Origin of the sequence: Janibacter cremeus (assembly GCF_013409205.1) — a bacterium.
Classification (GTDB): Bacteria; Actinomycetota; Actinomycetes; order Actinomycetales; family Dermatophilaceae; genus Janibacter; species Janibacter cremeus.
In genome coordinates this window covers 1,069,977-1,089,447 of the sequence record NZ_JACCAE010000001.1, presented here as the reverse complement: position 1 = coordinate 1,089,447, position 19,471 = coordinate 1,069,977, and the positions used below count along the sequence as shown (strand labels likewise).

Below are 19,471 nucleotides of genomic sequence, written 5' to 3'. Positions count from 1 at the left end.
ACATCTGATGCCCGGACCCCAGCGTCGAGGCGCCGGTGCCGCTGGCACCAATGAGCGCTCCAACAACGACCGTCGCGACAACCGTGGCGGAGGCCGCGGCGGAGGCCGCGACCGCAACGAGAACCAGTACCTCGAGCGGGTTGTGACCATCAACCGCGTCGCCAAGGTCGTCAAGGGTGGTCGTCGCTTCAGCTTCACCGCCCTGGTCGTCGTCGGTGACGGTGACGGCACCGTCGGTGTCGGCTACGGCAAGGCCAAGGAGGTCCCCTCCGCGATCGCCAAGGGTGTCGAGGAGGCGAAGAAGAACTTCTTCACCGTGCCGCGCATCCAGGGCACCATCCCGCACCCGATCCTCGGTGAGGACGCGGCCGGTGTCGTCATGCTCCGGCCGGCATCGCCCGGTACCGGTGTCATTGCCGGCGGTTCCGTGCGTGCTGTCCTCGAGTGCGCCGGCATCCACGACGTGCTGAGCAAGTCGCTCGGCTCGGACAACGCGATCAACATCGTCCACGCGGTGGTCGCGGCCCTGAAGGGCCTCGAGCGCCCGGAGGCCGTCGCGGCCCGCCGCGGCCTGCCCCTGGACGAGGTGGCCCCGGCCGCCATGCTGCGCGCCCAGGCCGCTGGCCGCGCGGAGGCTGCCGACAAGGCGAAGGCGGGTGCCTGATGGCTCAGCTGAAGGTGACCCAGACCCGTTCGGAGATCGGTGGGACCCAGCGTCAGCGTGACACGCTGCGCAGCATCGGTCTGAAGCGCATCGGCGACGTCGTCGTCAAGGAGGACCGCCCGGAGTTCCGCGGCATGGTCCAGACGGTTCGCCACCTGGTGACCGTCGAGGAGGAGGACTGATCATGGCTGACTCCAAGGCCAACCCCACGTCGGGGGAGAAGGCGGACGCACCCGCGCTGAAGGTGCACCACCTGCGCCCGGCTCCGGGATCCAGGACCGCCAAGACCCGTGTGGGTCGCGGTGAGGCCTCGAAGGGCAAGACCGCCGGGCGCGGTACCAAGGGCACCAAGGCCCGGTACCAGGTGCCGGAGCGCTTCGAGGGTGGCCAGACGCCGTTGCACATGCGTCTGCCCAAGCTCCGCGGCTTCAACAACAAGTTCAAGACCGAGTACCAGGTCGTCAACCTCGACCGCATCTCGGCGCTCTTCCCGGAGGGTGGCGCCATCGGCGTCGACGAGCTCGTGGCCAAGGGAGCCGTCCGCGACGGCCAGCTGGTCAAGGTGCTCGGCTCCGGCGAGATCTCGGCGAAGGTCGACCTCACGGTCGATGCCTTCTCCGCGAGCGCCAAGGAGAAGATCGAGTCGGCCGGGGGCAGCGTCACCAAGCGCTGACCTCCTTCGGTCCCTGCCCGAGGCCGCCCCGTACGCGGGGCGGCCTCGAGGCGTCTCCACCCATCGTGTCCTGCACCACCCGGGTCCGCGCGCGACCCCCCGACCCGCGGCAGGTATCGTCTGTCAGGTTGTGCCGCTGTACGGCGGTGCATGCCCGCAGCTCACATCTGCACCCACGGCACCGTCCTGGAGGATCCACGTGCTCTCCGTCTTCACTCGGGCGTTCAAGACGCCCGACCTGCGGCGAAAGCTGCTCTTCACGTTGGGCATCGTCATGCTCTTCCGCCTCGGCACCTTCGTGCCGACGCCGAACGTGAACTACACAGCCGTCCAGGAGTGCATCGCCGGCGCCCGCCAGGGGGACGCCGGCAACCAGCTGTTGGGTATGGCCAACCTCTTCAGCGGGGGTGCGCTGATGCAGCTGTCGATCTTCGCGCTGGGGATCATGCCCTACATCACCGCGAGCATCATCGTGCAGCTGCTCACGGTCGTCATCCCCCGCTTCGAGGCGTTGAAGCAGGAAGGGCAGCAGGGTCAGGCCAAGATGACCCAGTACACGCGGTACCTGACGATCGCGCTGGCCGTCCTCCAGTCGGCGACCTTCGTCACCTTCGCGCAGAACCCCTCCGCGCTCTTCGGCAACGCCAACTGCACCCAGATCCTCTACCGCGACACCATCGTGGACACCGTCTTCATGGTCCTGACGATGACCGCCGGCACCGGCTTGATCATGTGGCTCGGTGAGCTGATCACGGACAAGGGCGTCGGCAACGGCATGTCCCTGCTGATCTTCACCTCCATCACCGCGACGTTCCCCGGTTCGCTGTGGGCCATCCAGCAGCGTGACGGACGCTGGGACCTGTTCATCCTGGTCATCATCATCGGTCTGCTGATCATGACCGCCGTCGTCTTCGTCGAGCAGTCGCAGCGACGCATCCCCGTCCAGTACGCGAAGAAGATGGTCGGGCGCCAGATGTACGGCGGGACCTCGACGTACATCCCGATCAAGGTCAACATGGCCAACGTCATCCCGATCATCTTCGCCAGCTCGATGCTCGCGCTGCCGCAGATGGTCGCCCAGTTCCAGTCCGACCCCCAGGGCAACAACCCCGCCTACATCGACTGGATCAACACCTACCTGGTGCAGGGCGACAGCCCGATCTACATGGCCGTCTACACGATCCTGATCCTGTTCTTCACCTTCTTCTACGTCTCGATCACGTTCAACCCGAACGAGGTCGCCGACAACATGAAGAAGTACGGGGGATTCATCCCCGGTATCCGGGCCGGGCGACCCACGGCCGAGTACCTCAGGTATGTCATCACCCGCATCACCGTGCCGGGCGCCATCTACCTCGCCCTGGTCTCACTGATCCCGCTCATCGCCTTCGTGCTGATCGGGGCAAACCGCGACTTCCCGTTCGGCGGTGCGTCTATCCTCATCATGGTGGGCGTCGGTCTCGACACGGTGAAGCAGATCGAGTCCCAGCTCCAGCAACACCACTACGAAGGATTCCTGCGCTGATGCGTCTGATCATTCTGGGCCCCCCCGGGGCCGGCAAGGGCACCCAGGCCAGCCGGATCGCCGAGCACTACGAGATCCCCGCGATCTCCACCGGCGACATCTTCCGGGCCAACATCAAGAACGAGACCGACCTCGGCAAGCAGGTCAAGGAGATCCTCGCTTCCGGCGGTTATGTCTCCGACGAGATCACCAACGCGATCGTCGCGGACCGCCTGCAGGAGGAGGACGCCGCCGGTGGCTTCCTGCTCGACGGGTACCCGCGCACCACCGCGCAGGTGGCCGCGCTCGACGAGATGCTCGCCCAGTCCGGCTCGGCACTCGACAAGGTGCTCGAGCTCGTCGTCGACGACGAGGTGGTGGTCGACCGGCTGCTCAAGCGGGCCGAGGTCGAGGGCCGCTCCGACGACAGCGAGGAGGTCATCCGCGAGCGGATGGCGCTCTACCACCGCGAGACCGAGCCGCTGTCCTCCGCCTACGACGAGCGCGGGCTGCTGGTCACGGTCGATGGTGTCGGCGGGGTCGACGAGGTCGCCCAGCGCATCGTCACCGCGCTCGGCTCCTGAGGGCTGGGGCACCCCCATGGGTCTCTTCGCACGCGAGCGGGTCCGCGCACGCACCCCGCAGCAGTTGCGGGCGATGCGCGTGGCGGGCCTGCTCGTCGGCCGAACCCTGGCCATGCTGCAGGAGGAGGTCCGGCCCGGCATGACCACCGCGCAGCTCGACGCCCTCGCGGAGGACCACATCCGCAGCGGCGGCGGGATCCCCAACTTCCAGCTCGTGCCCGGTTACGAGCACACGCTGTGCGCCTCGATCAACGAGGAGATCGTCCACGGCATCCCCGGCGACCGGGTCCTGCGCGAGGGCGACCTGCTGAGCATCGACTGCGGCGCCGAGGTCGAGGGCTGGAACGGCGACTCCGCGATCACCCTCGTCGTCGGTGGTGCGCAGGCCGGCGACCCGGCTGCCCTCCGCCTGTCCGAGATCACCCGCCGTTCGCTGTGGGCCGGCATCGCCGCCCTTCGCCCCGGTGGGGACCTCAACGACGTCGGCGGCGCGGTCGAGGACTCGGTCCTCGCCGATGCGCAGGCGGACGGTGTCGAGTACGGCATCGTCGAGGACTACACCGGCCACGGCATCGGTGAGCAGATGCACCTGCCGCCGATGGTGCCCAACTATCGCGTGCGTGGCCGCGCCCCGGCCACACCCGTGGGTGGCACCATCGCCATCGAGCCGATGGTCACCCTCGGCCCGGAGGCCAACCACGTGCTGGCCGACGACTGGACCATCGTCACCGACTCCGGCCGCCCCGCCGCCCACTGGGAGCACTCGGTCGCCCTGACCGAGTACGGCATCTGGGTGCTCACCGCACTCGACGGCGGCGAGGCCGAGCTGACCGCCCGCGGCGCCCCCTTCGGCCCGCTCGACTGACCGGGCCCCACTCCTGGCGATGGTCCCGGTGCGCTCTGGGTGGCACGTCCTGGCCGCGGAGCGTGGCGGGAGGGTGTTGCTCGCGACGCGGACAGCCGGTCACTGCGGCGACGCCGATCGGTAGGGTGCGAAGTCAGTCATGCCGTCCGCAGAGCGGATGGTGTCGTGTCGATGAGGAGCACCCCGAGGATGACCATGCCCCCCGAAAGTCCCTCCGGAGCTGATGACGTCCTGAGTCTGGCCGCGGGCTTCCCGCAGGTCGAGCCGGATGCCTGGGCCGACATGGCCGCAGCGGTGGTCAACAAGTCCCGGGCCGACGACGCCAAGGTCGATGGGCCCGGAGCGGTCGAGATCCTCACCAGCGAGCTGCCCGGTGGTCTGGGCGTCGACCCCATCTACTGGTCGCGGGAGCGCAGCCTGGGGCTGCCGGGGGCGATGCCCTTCACCCGTGGCCTGGGACCGCGCGACCCGGACCTGCCGTGGCACGTGTGCCAGTTGCACGACGACCCGGATGCCGCGACCAGCCGCAAGGCCGTCCTCGACGACCTCGAGCGGGGCGTCAGCGCCGTCTGGTTGCACGTCGGTGACGACGGCATCGCGCCCGGTGACGTTGCCGAGGTCCTCGGTGACGTCATGGTCGACCTCGCCCCGGTGACGGTCTCCTCGTGGACGGACCAGGCCGGCGCCGCGGGCGCACTCATCGCCGCGTGGGAGGCGAAGGGGGTCGACCCCGCCGTCGTGGGCGGCAGCCTCGGCCACGACCCGATCGGTCTGGCCGCCGCGGTGGGTGGCACCCCTGATCTCGCCCCGCTCGCCGACGCGGTCGACCTCTGCACCAATCGTTGGACCGGCGTGCGCGCGATCACCGTCGACACCCGCGTCCACCACGACGCCGGAGCCAGTGATCAGGACGAGATCGCCCTGGCCCTGGCGACGGCGCTGGACTACGTGCGCCACCTGACCGACGCTGGTGTCGTGGCCGCCGAGGCCTTCCGCCGGATCGAGTTCCGCATCGCGGCGACCGCCGACCAGTTCGTCACCATCGCCAAGCTGCGCGCGTTGCGCCGCACGTGGGCCCGGATCGGCGAGGTCCTCCAGGTGCCGCAGGCCGACCGCGGCGCACGGGTCCACGCCGTCACTTCCTGGCGCATGCAGACCCGCACCGACCCGTGGGTGAACATCCTGCGCGACACGATCGCCTGCCTCGCGGCCTCCGCAGGCGGCGCCGACGCCATCACCGTGCTGCCGTACGACCACGTGCTCGGGCTGCCGACCCCCTTCTCCCGGCGGATTGCCCGCAACACCCAGTCGATCCTCGCGTCGGAGTCGAACGTCGCCCGGGTCGCCGACCCGGCCGGCGGCTCCAACTACGTCGAGACGCTGACCGACGATCTTGCCCGCGCCGCGTGGAGCTGGTTCGGCGAGCTCGATGCCGCCGGCGGTGCCGCGGCCGGCCTGTCCTCCGGGGCGATCGCGGAGCGCCTGGCGCGGGCCCGCGCGGCGCGGGACACCGACCTGGCCACCCTCGAGCTGCCGCTGACCGGCACCTCGACCTTCCCGCTGGCGGGAGAGAAGCTGCTCGAGCGCACCCCGCGTGCCCGGGTCGCCGCACGGGGGCTGCCCCGCTCGCGCGACGGGCAGGTCTTCGAGGATCTGCGCGCCCGCACGGCCACGGGTGACGTGAGTGTCCCCGTCTTCGCGCTCGGCTCGCCCCGCGAGCACACGACCCGGGTCAGCTTCGTCGCCAACCTCCTCGGCGTGGCCGGTGTCCGGCCGGAGACCCACGTCGTGGCCACGGCCGAGGACGTGGCCGCCGCCGTCGAGGGGGCGAAGGGGGCGAGCGTGGCCATCCTCGCGTCCTCGAAGAAGGGCTACGAGGCGCTCGCCGAGCCGACCGTCGCGGCGCTGCGCGCCGCGGGCGTGGACCGGGTGCTCGTCGCCGGCTCCACGTCGGAGGTCGGCGACGTCCCCGTCGACGGCGAGGTCCGTTCCGGCATGGACGTCGTCGCCTTCCTCGACGAACTTCTCGACCTCCTCGATCAAGCCGGTGCCCAGCAGGCAGGAGCGAACGCATGAGCGACGCGCACACCACCATCCCCACCTTCGACACGGTCGAGCTCGGCGACGGCGCTCCGGCGGCCGACGCGCAGCAGCGCTGGCAGGAGGTGCTCGACTCGACCCCGGGCGCCGCCGACGGCTGGACCACCCCGGAGCACATCGAGGTCGCCCCGGTGTACACCCAGGAGGACACCGACGACCTGGACTTCCTGCGCACGGTCCCGGGCAAGGCCCCTTTCCTGCGTGGCCCGTACCCGACCATGTACGTCAACCAGCCGTGGACGGTGCGGCAGTACGCGGGCTTCTCCACCGCAGAGGAGTCCAACGCGTTCTACCGTCGCAACCTCGCGGCCGGGCAGAAGGGCCTCTCGGTCGCCTTCGACCTCGCGACGCACCGCGGCTACGACAGCGACCACCCACGCGTCTCGGGAGACGTCGGCATGGCCGGGGTGGCCATCGACTCGATCTACGACATGCGCACGCTCTTCAGCGGCATCCCGCTGGACCGGATGAGCGTGTCAATGACGATGAACGGCGCGGTGCTGCCGATCCTCGCGCTCTACGTCGTCGCGGCCGAGGAGCAGGGGGTGAGCCCGGAGGAGCTGAGCGGAACCATCCAGAACGACATCCTCAAGGAGTTCATGGTCCGCAACACCTACATCTACCCACCGCAGCCCTCGATGCGGATCATCTCCGACATCTTCGCCTACACCAGCACGAAGATGCCGCGCTTCAACTCGATCTCCATCTCCGGTTACCACATGCAGGAGGCCGGGGCCACGCAGGACCTCGAGCTGGCCTACACCCTGGCCGACGGCATCGAGTACATCCGGGCGGGCAAGGAGGCGGGTCTCGACGTCGACGCCTTCGCGCCGCGACTGTCCTTCTTCTGGGCCATCGGCATGAACTTCTACATGGAGATCGCCAAGCTGCGTGCGGCCCGCCTGCTGTGGGCGCGTCTGGTCAAGGAGAACTTCGGCCCCGAGAACCCGAAGTCGCTCTCCCTGCGCACGCACAGCCAGACCTCCGGCTGGAGCCTGACTGCCCAGGATGTCTACAACAACGTGGCTCGCACCTGCGTCGAGGCTATGGCTGCGACCCAGGGGCACACGCAGAGCCTGCACACCAATGCACTGGACGAGGCGATCGCGCTTCCGACGGACTTCTCGGCGCGCATTGCCCGCAACACGCAGCTGGTGCTCCAGCAGGAGTCGGGAACGACACGGGTCGTCGACCCGTGGGGCGGCAGCGCCTACGTCGAGCGCCTGACCCACGACCTGGCCCAGCGCGCACTCGCGCACATCGAGGAGGTGGAGAAGGCCGGCGGCATGGCCAAGGCCATCGAGGCCGGCATCCCCAAGATGCGTATTGAGGAGGCGGCGGCCCGCACCCAGGCGCGGATCGACTCCGGCCAGCAGCCGCTGATCGGGATCAACACGTATCCGGTGGACGAGGACGAGGACATCGAGATCCTCAAGGTCGACAACGCCGCGGTCCGCAAGTCCCAGATCGCCGGGATCGAGCAGCTGAAGGCCGAGCGCGACGAGGAGCAGACGCAGGCCGCGCTGGCTGCGCTCACCCGTGGCGCGAAGGCCGACGGCGGCACCATGGAGACCAACCTGCTCGCACTGGCCATCGACGCCGCGCGCGCCAAGGCCACCGTCGGGGAGATCTCCTCCGCGCTGGAAGAGGTCTACGGGCGCTACACCGCGCAGATCCGTACGATCTCGGGTGTGTACCGGGACGAGGCAGGGGCGGGCGGAGCCGTCGAGGAGGTCCAGGGAAAGGTCGAGGACTTCGAGCAGGCAGAGGGGCGTCGTCCGCGCATCCTCGTGGCCAAGATGGGCCAGGACGGCCACGACCGCGGCCAGAAGGTCATCGCGACCGCCTTCGCCGACCTCGGATTCGACGTCGACGTGGGCCCGCTCTTCCAGACCCCCGCCGAGGTGGCGCGTCAGGCCGTCGAGGGGGACGTGCACGTCGTCGGGGTGTCCTCGCTCGCCGCGGGTCACCTGAGCCTCGTGCCGGCGCTGCGGGCCGAGCTGGACGAGCTGGGTCGCCAGGACCTGATGATCGTCGTCGGCGGGGTCATCCCGAAGCAGGACTTCGACGAGCTGCGGGCCGCCGGCGCCGACGACATCTACCCGCCGGGCACGGTCATCGCCAATGCAGCCGGCAGCCTGGTCGACCAGCTGCGGGAGCGAGCTGCCGCCGCCCATGGTTGAGCCGGTCGCCGACCTCGCGGCGGGAGTGCGTGATCGTTCCCGGGCACACATCGCCCGGGCGATCACCCTCGTCGAGTCCTCACGTCCGGACCACAGGGAACGCTCGAAGGCGCTGCTCGCGGAGCTCGCGCCCGACACCGGCCGCGGGCTGCGGGTCGGGGTCTCCGGCATCCCCGGAGCCGGCAAGTCGACCTTCATCGACGCGCTCGGCACACGACTGATCGAGAACGGGCACCGCGTCGCGGTCGTCGCCGTCGACCCGAGCAGCGCCCGCACCGGGGGCTCCGTGCTCGGTGACCGCACACGGATGGCCCAGCTGACCGCCAGCGAGGACGCCTTCGTGCGGCCCTCACCATCGGGGGCGCACCTCGGGGGAGTGGCCCGCGCGACGCGCGAGTCGATGCTCGTCCTCGAGGCAGCGGGTCACGACGTCGTGCTCGTCGAGACGGTCGGTGTCGGCCAGTCCGAGGTGGCCGTGGCAGAGATGGTCGACACCTTCCTGATGCTGGCGCTGGCCCGCGGTGGGGACCAGCTCCAGGGCATCAAGCGCGGCATCCTGGAGATGGCCGACGTCATCGCGGTCAACAAGGCCGATGGTGAGCACGCCGGGGACGCCCGTGTTGCTGCACGTGAGCTGTCCGGCGCGATGCGCCTGATGAACCCGGACCCGCACGCCCGCCGCCCACCGGTCCTCACCTGCAGCGCATACACCGGTGACGGACTCGACGACGTGTGGGACGCCGTCCTGGAGCACCGCGCCTGGCTGGAGGAGCAGGGCTCGCTGCAGGGTCGGCGCGCCGAGCAGCAGCGCGAGTGGATGTGGGCCATGGTCGACGCCGAGCTGCGGGATACGGTCCGGCACTCGCCCCGGGTGCGGGAGCTGCTCACCGAGATCACCCCCGGCGTGCGCTCCGGCCAGATCAGCGCCGTCGACGGCGCCGAGCGGATCATCGCGGCCTTCTCGGCCGAGCTCGCCGAGCGCGACTGACTCCTCAGCCCGTGGCCGGGGCGCCGATCTTCTTCGGCGCGATCCCGGCGCGGCGGGCCTGCCACAGCAGGATCACCATCATCAGCAGCGTGGCGAGACCGCCGATGCCGCCCGCGGCGGCGTCACCGGTCGATGACTCGGTGATGTAGGCGCCCTGGAGCCCGCCGACGAGGGTCAGCAGGAGGATGATCACGACGTTGTTGACCGTGTGCAGCACGATCGCCGCCTCCAGCCCGCCGGTGCGCCAGGTCAGGTAGCAGGTGGCCACGGCCATGGATCCCAGCTGCATCAGCACCCACGGGTCCAGGGAGCCGTGGGCCAGGGAGAAGAACACTGTGGACAGGACCGTGCCGACGACCAGCGCGACGACGGGACGCTTGATCCAGGCGCCGACCCCCTGCAGCAGCCCGCCGCGGAAGGCGATCTCCTCGGCCGCGGCCTGCAGCGGCGTGGTCAGCACGGTGATGACGATCAGCCACGGCCAGTGCTCGGGGCGGTCGCCGACCTCTCCTCCCTCCAGGAGCCACCCGAGGACGATGTAGGCCCCCCAGATGACCCCGGTGACCAGGCTGGCCCGTCCCATCCACCGCCACCGGATCCGGCCGGTCACCGACAGCAGCTTGCCCATCGGTCGCCAGTGCCCCAGGCGGGTCGCGACGAGGGCGGCGGGGATGAGGGCGATCAGCATGAGGTTGCCCACGAGCATCGTCACGGGCGCGGTGAGGTCGATCTCCGACACAGTCAGGTTCGGGTCGCGCATCGCGGGGTCGAGCACCATCCACGCGATGGTGAGCACGAGCATCTCGAAGATGAAGACACCGATGCCCAGGGCCATGGCGAGCAACGGCCGCCACCAGCGGTAGCCCCGCGTGCGCATCTGGTGGACGTAGCTGCGTGACTCGTCGTCGGGCAGCGCGGCGAAGGAGGAACGGTGCCGCACGGGCGGACCGCTCGTCCACGGGGTGTCTTGCCGGCCGGCCGCGTGCTCCCGGGCGGCGGACGCAAACGCCGGCAGGAGCGGGTGGACCCCGGCATCCGTGGCCAGCGGGTGGTCGACGAGCGTGGCGAAGGGGGCGCCGCCCGCGGACACGACAGCGGGTACGCCGTCGCGGTGGGCCTGGGCGAACCAGATCGTCCCGGCCGGGGCGAGGTACTCGGCTCCGTCACGGGCGCCGCTCGCCTGCGCGGGCAGCTCGAGCGGAAGGGTGCCGAGCCGGGCGGCGAGGCTGCTGCCCGGGACGGCCCGGACGAGGGGGGCGCCCCCCTCGCCTCTCCCGAGGGGCCCGACGAGGGGGATGCCCAGATGGAGGGCCCAGCTGATCGTCAGGTCGTGGCTCGTCGGATCGCTGCCCACGGGCGGCGGCAGGAGCCAGACGCCGTCGAGGTCCTGGGTCGGGACGCCACCCGTGGGCAGGTGGTGGATCTGGGCCTGTGGAGCCAGGGCGAGCAGGGCACGCCGGGCATTCACGGCGCCGGCCCAGTCCGGGTCCCCGACGAGGGCGAAGCGGATGCCGGTCATGGGGCGATCGTACGTTCCCGAGGGCGGGCACCCCGTGGGTGCCCGCCCTCGGCGACGGTGCTTCTCAGCGGCGCTCAGCCGGACTTGACCTTCTCGTCCTTCTCCGTCACCGGCAGCTCCCCGGTGATCTCACCGCGATCGAGCGCCTCCTTGCCTGCGGAGACGGCTTCGTCGGGGACACCGCGAACCCTCGTGACGTACTCCAGGTTCTCCTTGCGCAGGGCGATGAGGAAACTGATTCCGGCGAGGAACATCAGGGTGAACATCGGTAGCCCGATGACCGTGATGACCTGTTGCAGGGCGTTGAGGCCCTCGTCGCCGGCCAGCACGATGAGCAGCGCGGCCAGGAGCCCCTCGCTGACGCCCCAGAAGACGCGCTGACGGGTCGGGCCGGCGTCGCCGTCGCCGGTGCACAGCATGTCGACGACCAGGGACGCGGAGTCGGAGCTCGTCGCGAAGAAGATCGCGACGATGACCACAGCGAAGCCCTGGATGAAGGTCGTCAGCGGGTAGTTTTCGAAGAAGGCGAACATCGACAGCGGGATCGACTCCGCGACAGCCGAGGCAATCGGCCCCTCCGAGCCGTCCATGCCGTCGATCCGCATCGCGGACCACCCGAAGACGACGAACCAGATGATGGTGAAGATCGTCGGTGCGAAGAGGACGCCGAGGACGAACTCACGGACCGTGCGTCCCTTGGAGATGCGGGCGAGGAAGATGCCCATGAACGGTGCCCAGCTGACCGTCCAGGCCCAGTAGAAGACGGTCCAGCCGCCCTGCCAGCCCCAGCCCTCGTCCTTGGTGACGTTGGCCAGGGCGTCGTTCCAGAGCATCAGCTCGGGCAGCGACGAGACGAAGTTGCCCGTGGTCTCGAAGAGCTCGCGGAGCAGGAAGAGCGCCATCCCGCCGGTGAGGAAGACGAAGATCATCAGGCCGATCGCCATGACGATGTTGATGTTGGACAGGAACTTCACGCCCTTGTCCAGGCCGCGGACGATCGAGGTGACGGCCACCGAGGTGAGGACGATGACGATGATGACCTGCAGCGTCGTGTCGTTGGCCCATCCGAAGAGCTCACCCAGACCGGCGCCGATCTGCGAGGTGCCCAGACCGATGGACACGGCGACGCCGAAGAGGGTGCCGAGGATGGCGAGGATGTCGATGGCCCGCCCGATCGGCCCGTAGATGCCGTCCTTGAGGAAGGGGTAGAACACGGAGCTGACGCGCACCGGCAGCTCGTACCGGTGGATGAAGTACGCGAAGGCGAGGCCGGGCAGGCAGAAGATGGCCCAGGTGTGCAGGCTCAGGTGGTACAGCGCGAAGTTCATCCCGTCCTGTGCGGCCGCCACGCTGTACGGCTCCACGCCGGCCTTCGGGGGGTTCGAGTAGTGCGAGACCGGCTCGGCCACGCCCCAGAACATCAGGATGGTGCCGATGCCACCGGCGAAGAGCATCGCGAACCACGAGGGGAAGCTGTACTGCGGTGGCTCGTCCTTGCGGCCGAGCCGGACCTGGCCGTAGGGGCTGATGGCCACGCCCAGCAGGATGATCACCCACGCGGTGACGCCGAAGATGAAGTACCAGCCCAGGTTCGTGACGATCCACTCCCGGCCAGCGCCGAAGCTGCTGTTGAGCTGATCCGGGAAGAGCAGCAGCACGATGAGGAAGAGGACCATCAACCCGGCGGAGGTGAAGAAGATGGTCGGCTGGGTGCGTAGCCCCAGTTTACGAGCAAGGGCATCCATCGCTCTGCCTTCCGTTCGCAGTGGCACGTCACCCCCAGGACGAAGGTGTGTCTGGTGTTGGGTGACCCTAGTCCTGATGTGATGCGCGTGGCGTGCCGAGACGCTGACGATTTCCCTACGGAGACGCCCGTGCCGTACTCTTGACTGTCGGTCACGTCTGTCCTGCCGTCCCGCTGTGCGGGGAGGCGGACCGGGTGTGACCGGACGAGGGTCGACCCCATCCGGGGGACGACCACAGACGGATTGAGAGGGTATGGCCAAGAAGGACGGTGTCATCGAGGTCGAGGGCACGATCGTCGAAGCGCTCCCGAACGCGAACTTTCGGGTCGAGCTGACGAACGGTCACAAGGTTCTCGCCCACATCTCGGGCAAGATGCGGCAGCACTACATCCGGATCCTCCCCGAGGACAAGGTCGTGGTGGAGCTCAGCCCGTACGACCTGACCCGCGGCCGTATCGTCTTCCGCTACCGCTGATCGAGGCGGCCACGCATGCCGGTGGCCGACGAGAGAGGCACCACGAGCACGACCCGTCGCCACGCACCGGGGGCGGGACAGATCGAGACAGATGCGAGACGGCAATGAAGGTTCAGCCGAGCGTCAAGAAGATCTGTGACAAGTGCAAGGTGATCCGCCGCAACGGCCGGGTCATGGTGATCTGCGACAACCTGCGCCACAAGCAGCGCCAGGGCTGATCGCGGTCCACCAGGACCGGTGAGGCGGGGAGCCGGGTACTTGCCCAGATCCTCGAGCAACGCCAAGAAGAAGCACGCACCACCCGGCCCCTGCCCGCACCGCGGGCAGGATGTCACCCCCGGCTCGGAGGCCGGGGACCGAGCGGCCCGCGACCATACGTGGGACGACCCGCCGGACTGGTGGTGTACCAGACCTCCGAACAGAAGATAAGGAAGCCATCACATGGCACGTCTTGTTGGAGTTGACCTCCCGCGCGAGAAGCGCGTCGAGGTCGCCCTGACCTACATCTTCGGTGTGGGCCGCACGACTGCGCAGAAGGCAGTCGCGGCAACCGAGATCGACCCGGCCACTCGCGTGAAGGACCTCGGTGACGACCAGCTCGTCGCCCTGCGTGACTGGTTCGAGGAGAACGTCCAGCTCGAGGGAGACCTCCGCCGCGAGGTCGCTGCCGACATCCGCCGCAAGGTCGAGATCGGCACCTACGCGGGCCTGCGCCACCGCCGTGGCCTCCCGGTGCGCGGTCAGCGCACCAAGACCAACGCGCGTACCCGCAAGGGCCCCAAGCGCACCGTCGCAGGCAAGAAGAAGGCCTGATCCCTCACCCGCTCGCTCAGGGCGTGTCACGCCCTTGAGCCGGTGAGCACCACACACCGAAGTACTTCGTAGGAGAAACATGCCCCCCAAGACCCGCGCCACCAAGGTGCGTCGCAAGGTCAAGAAGAATGTGTCCGTGGGCCAGGCCCACATCAAGAGCACGTTCAACAACACCATCATCTCGATCACCGATCCCACCGGTGCCGTGATCTCCTGGGCCTCCGCCGGCCAGGTCGGCTTCAAGGGCTCGCGCAAGTCGACCCCGTACGCCGCCCAGATGGCGGCCGAGGCCGCTGCCCGCCGCGCCATGGAGCACGGCATGAAGAAGGTCGACGTCTTCGTCAAGGGCCCGGGTTCCGGTCGTGAGACCGCCATCCGTTCCCTGACCGCCACCGGCCTCGAGGTCGGCGCGATCCAGGACGTCACGCCCAGCCCGCACAACGGTGTGCGCCCGCCCAAGCGCCGTCGCGTCTGAGCAGCAGAGATACGGGAGACTAGATAACACATGGCTCGTTACACCGGCCCCATCACCAAGAAGTCCCGTCGGCTCAAGCTCGACCTCGTCGGCGGCGACAAGAACTTCGAGCTCCGTCCCTTCCCGCCCGGCCAGCACGGCCGTCGGCGGATCCAGGAGAAGGAGTACCTGACCCAGCTGCAGGAGAAGCAGAAGGCACGCTTCACCTACGGCGTCATGGAGAAGCAGTTCCTCCGGTACTACAAGGAGGCGGCCAACCGCCCCGGACAGACCGGTCACAACCTGCTGCAGATCCTCGAGACCCGTCTGGACAATGTCATCTACCGCGCCGGACTCGCCCGCACGCGTCGTCAGGCCCGTCAGCTGGTCACGCACGGCCACTTCGAGGTCAACGGCAAGCGCACCAACGTGCCCAGCCAGCGTGTCGAGCAGTACGACATCATCACGGTCCGCGCGCAGTCGGTCGAGGCCTTCCCGATCCAGCTCGCACGCGAGACCTTCGGTGAGCGCCCCGTCCCGGCGTGGCTGCACGTCGTCCCGGGCAGCCTCAAGGTGCTCGTGCACCAGAAGCCGACCCGCGAGCAGATCGACATCCCGCTCACCGAGCAGCTGATCGTCGAGCTCTACTCCAAGAACTAAATCGTCCAGGGGGACTGCGTCCCCCCGGACGCCCCCCTGAATGCCCGCGTGGCCACGTCTTCATCGTGGCCACGCGGGATGGCGGGGAGAGCACGTCGCGTGGACAGATGCGCGACGTGCTGCCGGATCATGACCGGCGCTTTCACGAGGCGTCATATAGCGGTCGCCCGTGGGAAGGAAGAACACCGTGCTCATCGCACAGCGCCCGAACCTCAGCGAAGAGGTCCTCGCCGACAACCGTTCGCGGTTCGTCATCGAGCCCCTCGAGCCCGGCTTCGGCTACACCATCGGCAACTCCCTGCGTCGCACCCTGCTCTCGAGCATCCCGGGTGCCTCGCTGACCTCGATCCGGATCGACGGCGTGCTCCACGAGTTCTCCACGATCCCCGGGGTCAAGGAGGACGTCACGGAGGTCATCCTCAACATCAAGTCCCTCGTCGTCTCCAGCGAGAACGACGAGCCGGTCGTGATGTACCTGCGCAAGTCGGGCGCCGGCGCGGTCACCGCTGCCGACATCAACCCGCCGGCCGGTGTCGAGGTCCACAACCCGGACCTGCACATCGCCACGCTCAACGACAAGGGCTCCTTCGAGATGGAGCTGACCGTCGAGCGCGGTCGCGGGTACGTCTCCGCCCAGCAGAACAAGTCCGGTGACCAGGAGATCGGTCGCATCCCGGTCGACTCCATCTACTCGCCGGTGCTCGCCGTGACCTACAAGGTCGAGGCGACCCGTGTCGAGCAGCGCACCGACTTCGACAAGCTGGTCGTGGACGTCGAGACGAAGCACTCGATGGCACCCCGGGATGCGCTGGCCTCCGCCGGCAAGACCCTCGTCGAGCTCTTCGGCCTGGCCCGTGAGCTCAACGTCGAGGCCGAGGGCATCGACATGGGTCCGTCGCCGACCGACGCCGCGATCGCCGCAGACATGGCGCTGCCGATCGAGGACCTGGACCTGACCGTCCGCTCCTACAACTGCCTCAAGCGCGAGGGCATCCACACGGTGGGTGAGCTCGTCGGGCGCAGCGAGGCGGACCTGCTCGACATCCGCAACTTCGGTGCGAAGTCGATCGACGAGGTCAAGGCGAAGCTGCACGAGATGGCGCTGACCCTCAAGGACAGCCCTCCCGGGTTCGACCCGACCGCCGTCCCCGGCTACAACGACGAGTACGACGAGTCCGGTGACGAGGACGCCTCGTTCGCCGAGGACGAGCAGCTCTGACCCACCGTTATTCGTGACCTGACCGCCGTACGCGGTGAGGTCAGACCTCCAAGGAGAACACCATGCCCACCCCGACCAAGGGTCCCCGTATCGGGGGCGGCCCGGCCCACGAGCGCCTCATCCTGGCGAACCTGGCCACGTCGCTCTTCGAGTTCGACCAGATCACGACGACCCAGGCGAAGGCCAAGCGGCTGCGTCCGCTCGCCGAGCGCTTGGTCACCTTCGCCAAGCGTGGCGACCTCGCCGCGCGCCGCAAGGTGATGACCGTCGTCAAGGACAAGGGCGTCGTCCACCGCCTCTTCGTCGAGATCGCGCCCGACGTGGCCGACCGGCCCGGCGGATACACCCGCATCACCAAGATCGCCCCGCGCAAGGGCGACAACGCTCCGATGTGCGTCATCGAGCTCGTCCGCGAGCCGGTCAACGCCAAGCCGAAGCGTGCCGTCGTCGCCGAGGCGGAGGGCGCCACCAAGCGCTCCGCCAAGGATGAGGCCGCTGCCGAGGCTCCGGCCGAGGAGAGCGCGCCGGCTCCCGCCGAGGACCCGGCGGAGGAGCCCACCGAGGCGGAGTCCGAGGACAAGGCCTGACGGGACCTCACCCGCGCACGACGAAGGGCGGTGCTCACCGACGAGGTGAGCACCGCCCTTCGTCATGACCGGAAAGCCGCGTGGTGACCGGCTTGCCGTCGAATGACCGCACCACGTCCTGGCCGGCGTCGGTCTTCCCGGCCGTCCTGGGGCAACCCGGCCTCGCCTACGCTGATCCCCATGCGGCTGCGACTCGATCTCGCCTACGACGGCAGCGACTTCCACGGCTGGGCGGCGCAGCCGGGACTGCGCACGGTCGAGGGTGAGCTGACCGGTGCCATCACGCGGATCCTGCGCCTGCCCGAACCGATCAAGGTCACCGTCGCCGGCCGCACGGACGCGGGGGTGCACGCCCTGGGGCAGGTTGTCCACCTCGACGTGGACCCGGGCGATCTGGCGCGGGTGCGTGGCAACTCCGACCGGCCGATGCTGGCCACCCTGCTCACCCGGCTGCGCGGCGTCCTGCCCGACGACGTCGTCGTGCGCTCCATCGCCGAGGCGCCCGAGGGCTTCGACGCGCGTTTCTCCGCGACGAGCCGGCGCTACCGATACGTCCTGGCCGACGACCCGGCGCGGCTGGACCCCCTTCGCCGACGTGAGGTGGTCGCCCTGCGCACGCCGCTGGACGTCGACGCGATGAATGCCGCCACGGCCCGCCTGCTCGGTCTGCGCAACTTCGCGGCGTTCTGCAAGAAGCGCGAGGGCGCGACGACCACCCGCACGCTGGTCCGCTACGACTGGCAGCGTCGCGAGGACGGTCTGCTGGAGGCGAGCATCCTCGCCGACGCCTTCTGTCACTCGATGGTGCGGGCGCTCATCGGCGCTCTCGTGCCGGTCGGCGCAGGGGACCGGGGGCCGCAGTGGCCCGAGCAGGTGCTCACCGACGGCGTGCGCGACCCACGGGTGAAGGTCATGCCCGCCCACGGGCTCACGCTCGTCGAGGTGACCTACCCGGCGGCGGAGCAACTCGCCGAGCGCGCGAGCCGGACGAGGGCGCGCCGGGAGGAGTGAGCGCTCAGTCGCGCAGCGCGTCGCCCGGAGGCAACGGCCACCACCGCGTCCACAGCGTGCCGACCACCTGGTCCCCGCGCACGAAGCGGGCGGTGCACTCCTGCTCACCGGTGCGCCCGCGGCACGCGGCGACGGAGTCCGCGCTGTTGGACCGGTTGTCGCCCATGACGAGGTAGGAGCCCTCGGGGACGGTGATCTCGGGCAGGCAGCGGGCCGAGAGCGGCCCGTCGTCGGTGCAGTCCCGCTCGCCCTGCACGAAGGGGATCTCGTGCTCGACGTACGGTTCGTCCAGGGGCTGGCCGTCCACGAGCAGCCGGCCCTGCTCGTCGCAGCAGGAGACTCTCTCGCCGGGCAGGCCGATGATCCGCTTGACGGTGTGCGCGTGGTGGCTCGGCCCGATGCCGAGGACGTCGCCGACGGTGCGCACGGCATCCTTGAGCGCGTCCGGCTCGTGGATGCGCTCTGCCTGCCACGTCTGCCCGTGGGCGAAGGCGATGACCTCACCGCGCTCCAGGTCGTCGCCGTCGACCCCGACGATCTGGGCCACCACCCGGTCGCCGGTCATGACCGTCGGTTCCATCGACCCGGACGGGATGACGAAGGGGCGCGCCAGGGTGTGGGTGACGACGGCAAGGACCGCGAAGGCGATGAGGAGCCGGACGACGATGCCCAGGGCCAGGGGGAGCTCACGGCGTTCGCGTCGGGGACTCACGGTGGTCAGCCTAGTTCCCGGGCGGTCGGGCCCGGCGGGGGAGCGGGGTCAGGCCGACCACCGCCGTGACCCGCCGCGCGCCGGGTGTGCCGGCGCCGCGCCGCCGGTAGCGGTCCAGCACCGCGCCGAGCTCCGCGCGCAGGGCCGCCAGCTGGGTCTCGTCGACGAGCACCTCGCGCTCGTCCAGGCCGCACTCCTCCTGCCAGACCATCGGCCACGAGACCTGCGCGTCGATCCATCCGTGGAGCCGGTGGGCGTGGTGGTCGACGTGGTCGTGGGCGAGCCACAGGGCATCGGCGAGCTCGTCGGCATCGGAGATCGAGCTCACCGCGACCGAGGTGTCGACGTCCTCCTCGTCCGCCGCCGCGGCCCACACGCGCGAGCGGCCGTCGCCCAGACCGGTGTCGACGAGCAGGCCTGCGTCCGCCAGCACCCGGGAGTGGTAGCTCGTCGCGCCGGTGTTGCTGCCCAGGGAGCGGGCGAGGTCGGCGGCGGTCGCCCCACCGTGCAGGCGCAGGTGGGCGAGGATCCGGGAGCGAAGGGGGTGGGCCAGCAGCCGCCACGCGGCCGGCGTCGAGGTGACCCGGGTGCCCGGTCCATCGCGATCAGCCATGGCCCCGATGATTGCACAAGTATTGTGCAAACGCCGTGGGTGGCGTCGTCGGGCCAGTGCTGACCGCGTCGACAAGCCCATGAAATCAAGGGTTTCGTCGCT

Annotated in this window: 21 protein-coding genes; 17 read left to right on the top strand and 4 right to left on the bottom strand. The window is 69.5% G+C overall.

The window, feature by feature from the left end:
- The first annotated feature begins 7 nt into the window (after positions 1-7).
- The 9 genes from rpsE (at position 8) to meaB (ending at position 9,561) form a co-directional block, all read left to right on the top strand.
- The gene (rpsE, locus tag BJY20_RS05030) at positions 8-664 is read left to right on the top strand and encodes a 30S ribosomal protein S5 (RefSeq protein ID WP_185990524.1); all 657 of its coding nucleotides are present in this window, start codon (positions 8-10) and stop codon (positions 662-664) included.
- Entirely contained in the window at positions 664-846 is a 183-nt protein-coding gene (rpmD, locus tag BJY20_RS05025; RefSeq protein ID WP_185990523.1) for a 50S ribosomal protein L30, read from the top strand. Before rpsE ends, rpmD begins: the two co-directional genes overlap by 1 nt.
- Before the next feature lie 2 nt (positions 847-848).
- Positions 849-1,337 (top strand): 50S ribosomal protein L15, encoded by a 489-nt coding sequence (rplO, locus tag BJY20_RS05020; RefSeq protein WP_221935248.1) that lies wholly within the window; start codon positions 849-851, stop codon positions 1,335-1,337.
- A 199-nt stretch (positions 1,338-1,536) separates the two neighbouring features.
- The gene (secY, locus tag BJY20_RS05015) at positions 1,537-2,862 is read left to right on the top strand and encodes a preprotein translocase subunit SecY (RefSeq protein WP_185990522.1); all 1,326 of its coding nucleotides are present in this window, start codon (positions 1,537-1,539) and stop codon (positions 2,860-2,862) included.
- The gene (locus tag BJY20_RS05010; protein ID WP_185990521.1) at positions 2,862-3,425 is read left to right on the top strand and encodes an adenylate kinase; all 564 of its coding nucleotides are present in this window, start codon (positions 2,862-2,864) and stop codon (positions 3,423-3,425) included. The genes secY and BJY20_RS05010 overlap by 1 nt, the downstream gene beginning before the upstream one ends.
- A 16-nt stretch (positions 3,426-3,441) precedes the next feature.
- A complete protein-coding gene (gene map, locus BJY20_RS05005; protein WP_185990520.1) occupies positions 3,442-4,290 on the top strand; it encodes a type I methionyl aminopeptidase in 849 nt (282 codons plus the stop codon).
- Positions 4,291-4,479: 189 nt separating this feature from the next.
- Positions 4,480-6,366, top strand: a complete 1,887-nt coding sequence (locus tag BJY20_RS05000; protein WP_246297107.1) for a methylmalonyl-CoA mutase subunit beta — start codon at positions 4,480-4,482, stop codon at positions 6,364-6,366.
- Positions 6,363-8,573 carry a methylmalonyl-CoA mutase gene (scpA, locus tag BJY20_RS04995; protein ID WP_185990519.1) on the top strand — a complete coding sequence of 737 codons (2,211 nt, stop codon included), beginning with the start codon at positions 6,363-6,365 and terminating at the stop codon, positions 8,571-8,573. The genes BJY20_RS05000 and scpA overlap by 4 nt, the downstream gene beginning before the upstream one ends.
- Positions 8,566-9,561 carry a methylmalonyl Co-A mutase-associated GTPase MeaB gene (gene meaB / locus BJY20_RS04990; protein ID WP_185990518.1) on the top strand — a complete coding sequence of 332 codons (996 nt, stop codon included), beginning with the start codon at positions 8,566-8,568 and terminating at the stop codon, positions 9,559-9,561. Before scpA ends, meaB begins: the two co-directional genes overlap by 8 nt.
- 4 nt (positions 9,562-9,565) lie before the next feature.
- Here meaB and BJY20_RS04985 read toward each other — a convergent pair whose 3' ends face one another.
- Both BJY20_RS04985 and BJY20_RS04980 read right to left on the bottom strand, forming a co-directional pair.
- Positions 9,566-11,080, bottom strand: coding sequence for a CPBP family intramembrane glutamic endopeptidase (locus BJY20_RS04985; protein ID WP_185990517.1), 1,515 nt, complete (start codon positions 11,078-11,080; stop codon positions 9,566-9,568).
- A gap of 74 nt (positions 11,081-11,154) precedes the next feature.
- Positions 11,155-12,825, bottom strand: a complete 1,671-nt coding sequence (locus BJY20_RS04980) for a BCCT family transporter (protein WP_185990516.1) — start codon at positions 12,823-12,825, stop codon at positions 11,155-11,157.
- Between the two features lie 253 nt (positions 12,826-13,078).
- Here BJY20_RS04980 and infA point away from each other — a divergent pair, with 253 nt between their 5' ends.
- From infA to truA, 8 genes are all read left to right on the top strand, one after another.
- Entirely contained in the window at positions 13,079-13,300 is a 222-nt protein-coding gene (infA, locus tag BJY20_RS04975; RefSeq protein WP_068249711.1) for a translation initiation factor IF-1, read from the top strand.
- Between the two features lie 104 nt (positions 13,301-13,404).
- Positions 13,405-13,518, top strand: a complete 114-nt coding sequence (gene rpmJ, locus BJY20_RS04970) for a 50S ribosomal protein L36 (RefSeq protein ID WP_007928044.1) — start codon at positions 13,405-13,407, stop codon at positions 13,516-13,518.
- Positions 13,519-13,741: 223 nt separating this feature from the next.
- Entirely contained in the window at positions 13,742-14,113 is a 372-nt protein-coding gene (gene rpsM / locus BJY20_RS04965; protein WP_185990515.1) for a 30S ribosomal protein S13, read from the top strand.
- A gap of 79 nt (positions 14,114-14,192) precedes the next feature.
- Entirely contained in the window at positions 14,193-14,588 is a 396-nt protein-coding gene (rpsK, locus tag BJY20_RS04960; protein WP_185990514.1) for a 30S ribosomal protein S11, read from the top strand.
- Between the two features lie 30 nt (positions 14,589-14,618).
- Positions 14,619-15,227: a 30S ribosomal protein S4 gene (rpsD, locus tag BJY20_RS04955; protein ID WP_185990513.1), complete on the top strand. Its 609-nt coding sequence runs from the start codon at positions 14,619-14,621 to the stop codon at positions 15,225-15,227.
- A 187-nt stretch (positions 15,228-15,414) separates the two neighbouring features.
- The gene (locus BJY20_RS04950; protein WP_185990512.1) at positions 15,415-16,446 is read left to right on the top strand and encodes a DNA-directed RNA polymerase subunit alpha; all 1,032 of its coding nucleotides are present in this window, start codon (positions 15,415-15,417) and stop codon (positions 16,444-16,446) included.
- A 62-nt stretch (positions 16,447-16,508) separates the two neighbouring features.
- Positions 16,509-17,033 (top strand): 50S ribosomal protein L17, encoded by a 525-nt coding sequence (gene rplQ, locus BJY20_RS04945; protein ID WP_185990511.1) that lies wholly within the window; start codon positions 16,509-16,511, stop codon positions 17,031-17,033.
- 180 nt (positions 17,034-17,213) lie between these two features.
- Complete coding sequence (gene truA / locus BJY20_RS04940; protein ID WP_185990510.1) at positions 17,214-18,044, top strand: tRNA pseudouridine(38-40) synthase TruA; 831 nt, start codon at positions 17,214-17,216, stop codon at positions 18,042-18,044.
- A gap of 4 nt (positions 18,045-18,048) precedes the next feature.
- Here the strand turns inward: truA and lepB are convergent, their stop codons facing one another.
- Together lepB and BJY20_RS04930 are read right to left on the bottom strand one after the other, a co-directional pair.
- Positions 18,049-18,756 (bottom strand): signal peptidase I, encoded by a 708-nt coding sequence (gene lepB, locus BJY20_RS04935; protein WP_343062782.1) that lies wholly within the window; start codon positions 18,754-18,756, stop codon positions 18,049-18,051.
- 10 nt (positions 18,757-18,766) lie between these two features.
- Entirely contained in the window at positions 18,767-19,369 is a 603-nt protein-coding gene (locus tag BJY20_RS04930) for an ArsR/SmtB family transcription factor (RefSeq protein WP_185990509.1), read from the bottom strand.
- Positions 19,370-19,471 lie beyond the last annotated feature (102 nt).

Excerpts from the sequence above, each read along its gene's own strand:
- rpsE (WP_185990524.1), top strand. The coding sequence starts at position 8 with ATGCCCGGACCCCAGCGTCGAGGCGCCGGTGCCGCTGGCACCAATGAG.
- rpmD (WP_185990523.1), top strand. The coding sequence starts at position 664 with ATGGCTCAGCTGAAGGTGACCCAGACCCGTTCGGAGATCGGTGGGACC.
- rplO (WP_221935248.1), top strand. The coding sequence starts at position 849 with ATGGCTGACTCCAAGGCCAACCCCACGTCGGGGGAGAAGGCGGACGCA.
- BJY20_RS05010 (WP_185990521.1), top strand. The coding sequence starts at position 2,862 with ATGCGTCTGATCATTCTGGGCCCCCCCGGGGCCGGCAAGGGCACCCAG.
- map (WP_185990520.1), top strand. The coding sequence starts at position 3,442 with ATGGGTCTCTTCGCACGCGAGCGGGTCCGCGCACGCACCCCGCAGCAG.
- BJY20_RS05000 (WP_246297107.1), top strand. The coding sequence starts at position 4,480 with ATGACCATGCCCCCCGAAAGTCCCTCCGGAGCTGATGACGTCCTGAGT.
- scpA (WP_185990519.1), top strand. The coding sequence starts at position 6,363 with ATGAGCGACGCGCACACCACCATCCCCACCTTCGACACGGTCGAGCTC.
- meaB (WP_185990518.1), top strand. The coding sequence starts at position 8,566 with ATGGTTGAGCCGGTCGCCGACCTCGCGGCGGGAGTGCGTGATCGTTCC.
- BJY20_RS04985 (WP_185990517.1), bottom strand. The coding sequence starts at position 11,080 with ATGACCGGCATCCGCTTCGCCCTCGTCGGGGACCCGGACTGGGCCGGC.
- BJY20_RS04980 (WP_185990516.1), bottom strand. The coding sequence starts at position 12,825 with ATGGATGCCCTTGCTCGTAAACTGGGGCTACGCACCCAGCCGACCATC.
- infA (WP_068249711.1), top strand. The coding sequence starts at position 13,079 with ATGGCCAAGAAGGACGGTGTCATCGAGGTCGAGGGCACGATCGTCGAA.
- rpmJ (WP_007928044.1), top strand. The coding sequence starts at position 13,405 with ATGAAGGTTCAGCCGAGCGTCAAGAAGATCTGTGACAAGTGCAAGGTG.
- rpsM (WP_185990515.1), top strand. The coding sequence starts at position 13,742 with ATGGCACGTCTTGTTGGAGTTGACCTCCCGCGCGAGAAGCGCGTCGAG.
- rpsK (WP_185990514.1), top strand. The coding sequence starts at position 14,193 with ATGCCCCCCAAGACCCGCGCCACCAAGGTGCGTCGCAAGGTCAAGAAG.
- rpsD (WP_185990513.1), top strand. The coding sequence starts at position 14,619 with ATGGCTCGTTACACCGGCCCCATCACCAAGAAGTCCCGTCGGCTCAAG.
- rplQ (WP_185990511.1), top strand. The coding sequence starts at position 16,509 with ATGCCCACCCCGACCAAGGGTCCCCGTATCGGGGGCGGCCCGGCCCAC.
- truA (WP_185990510.1), top strand. The coding sequence starts at position 17,214 with ATGCGGCTGCGACTCGATCTCGCCTACGACGGCAGCGACTTCCACGGC.
- BJY20_RS04930 (WP_185990509.1), bottom strand. The coding sequence starts at position 19,369 with ATGGCTGATCGCGATGGACCGGGCACCCGGGTCACCTCGACGCCGGCC.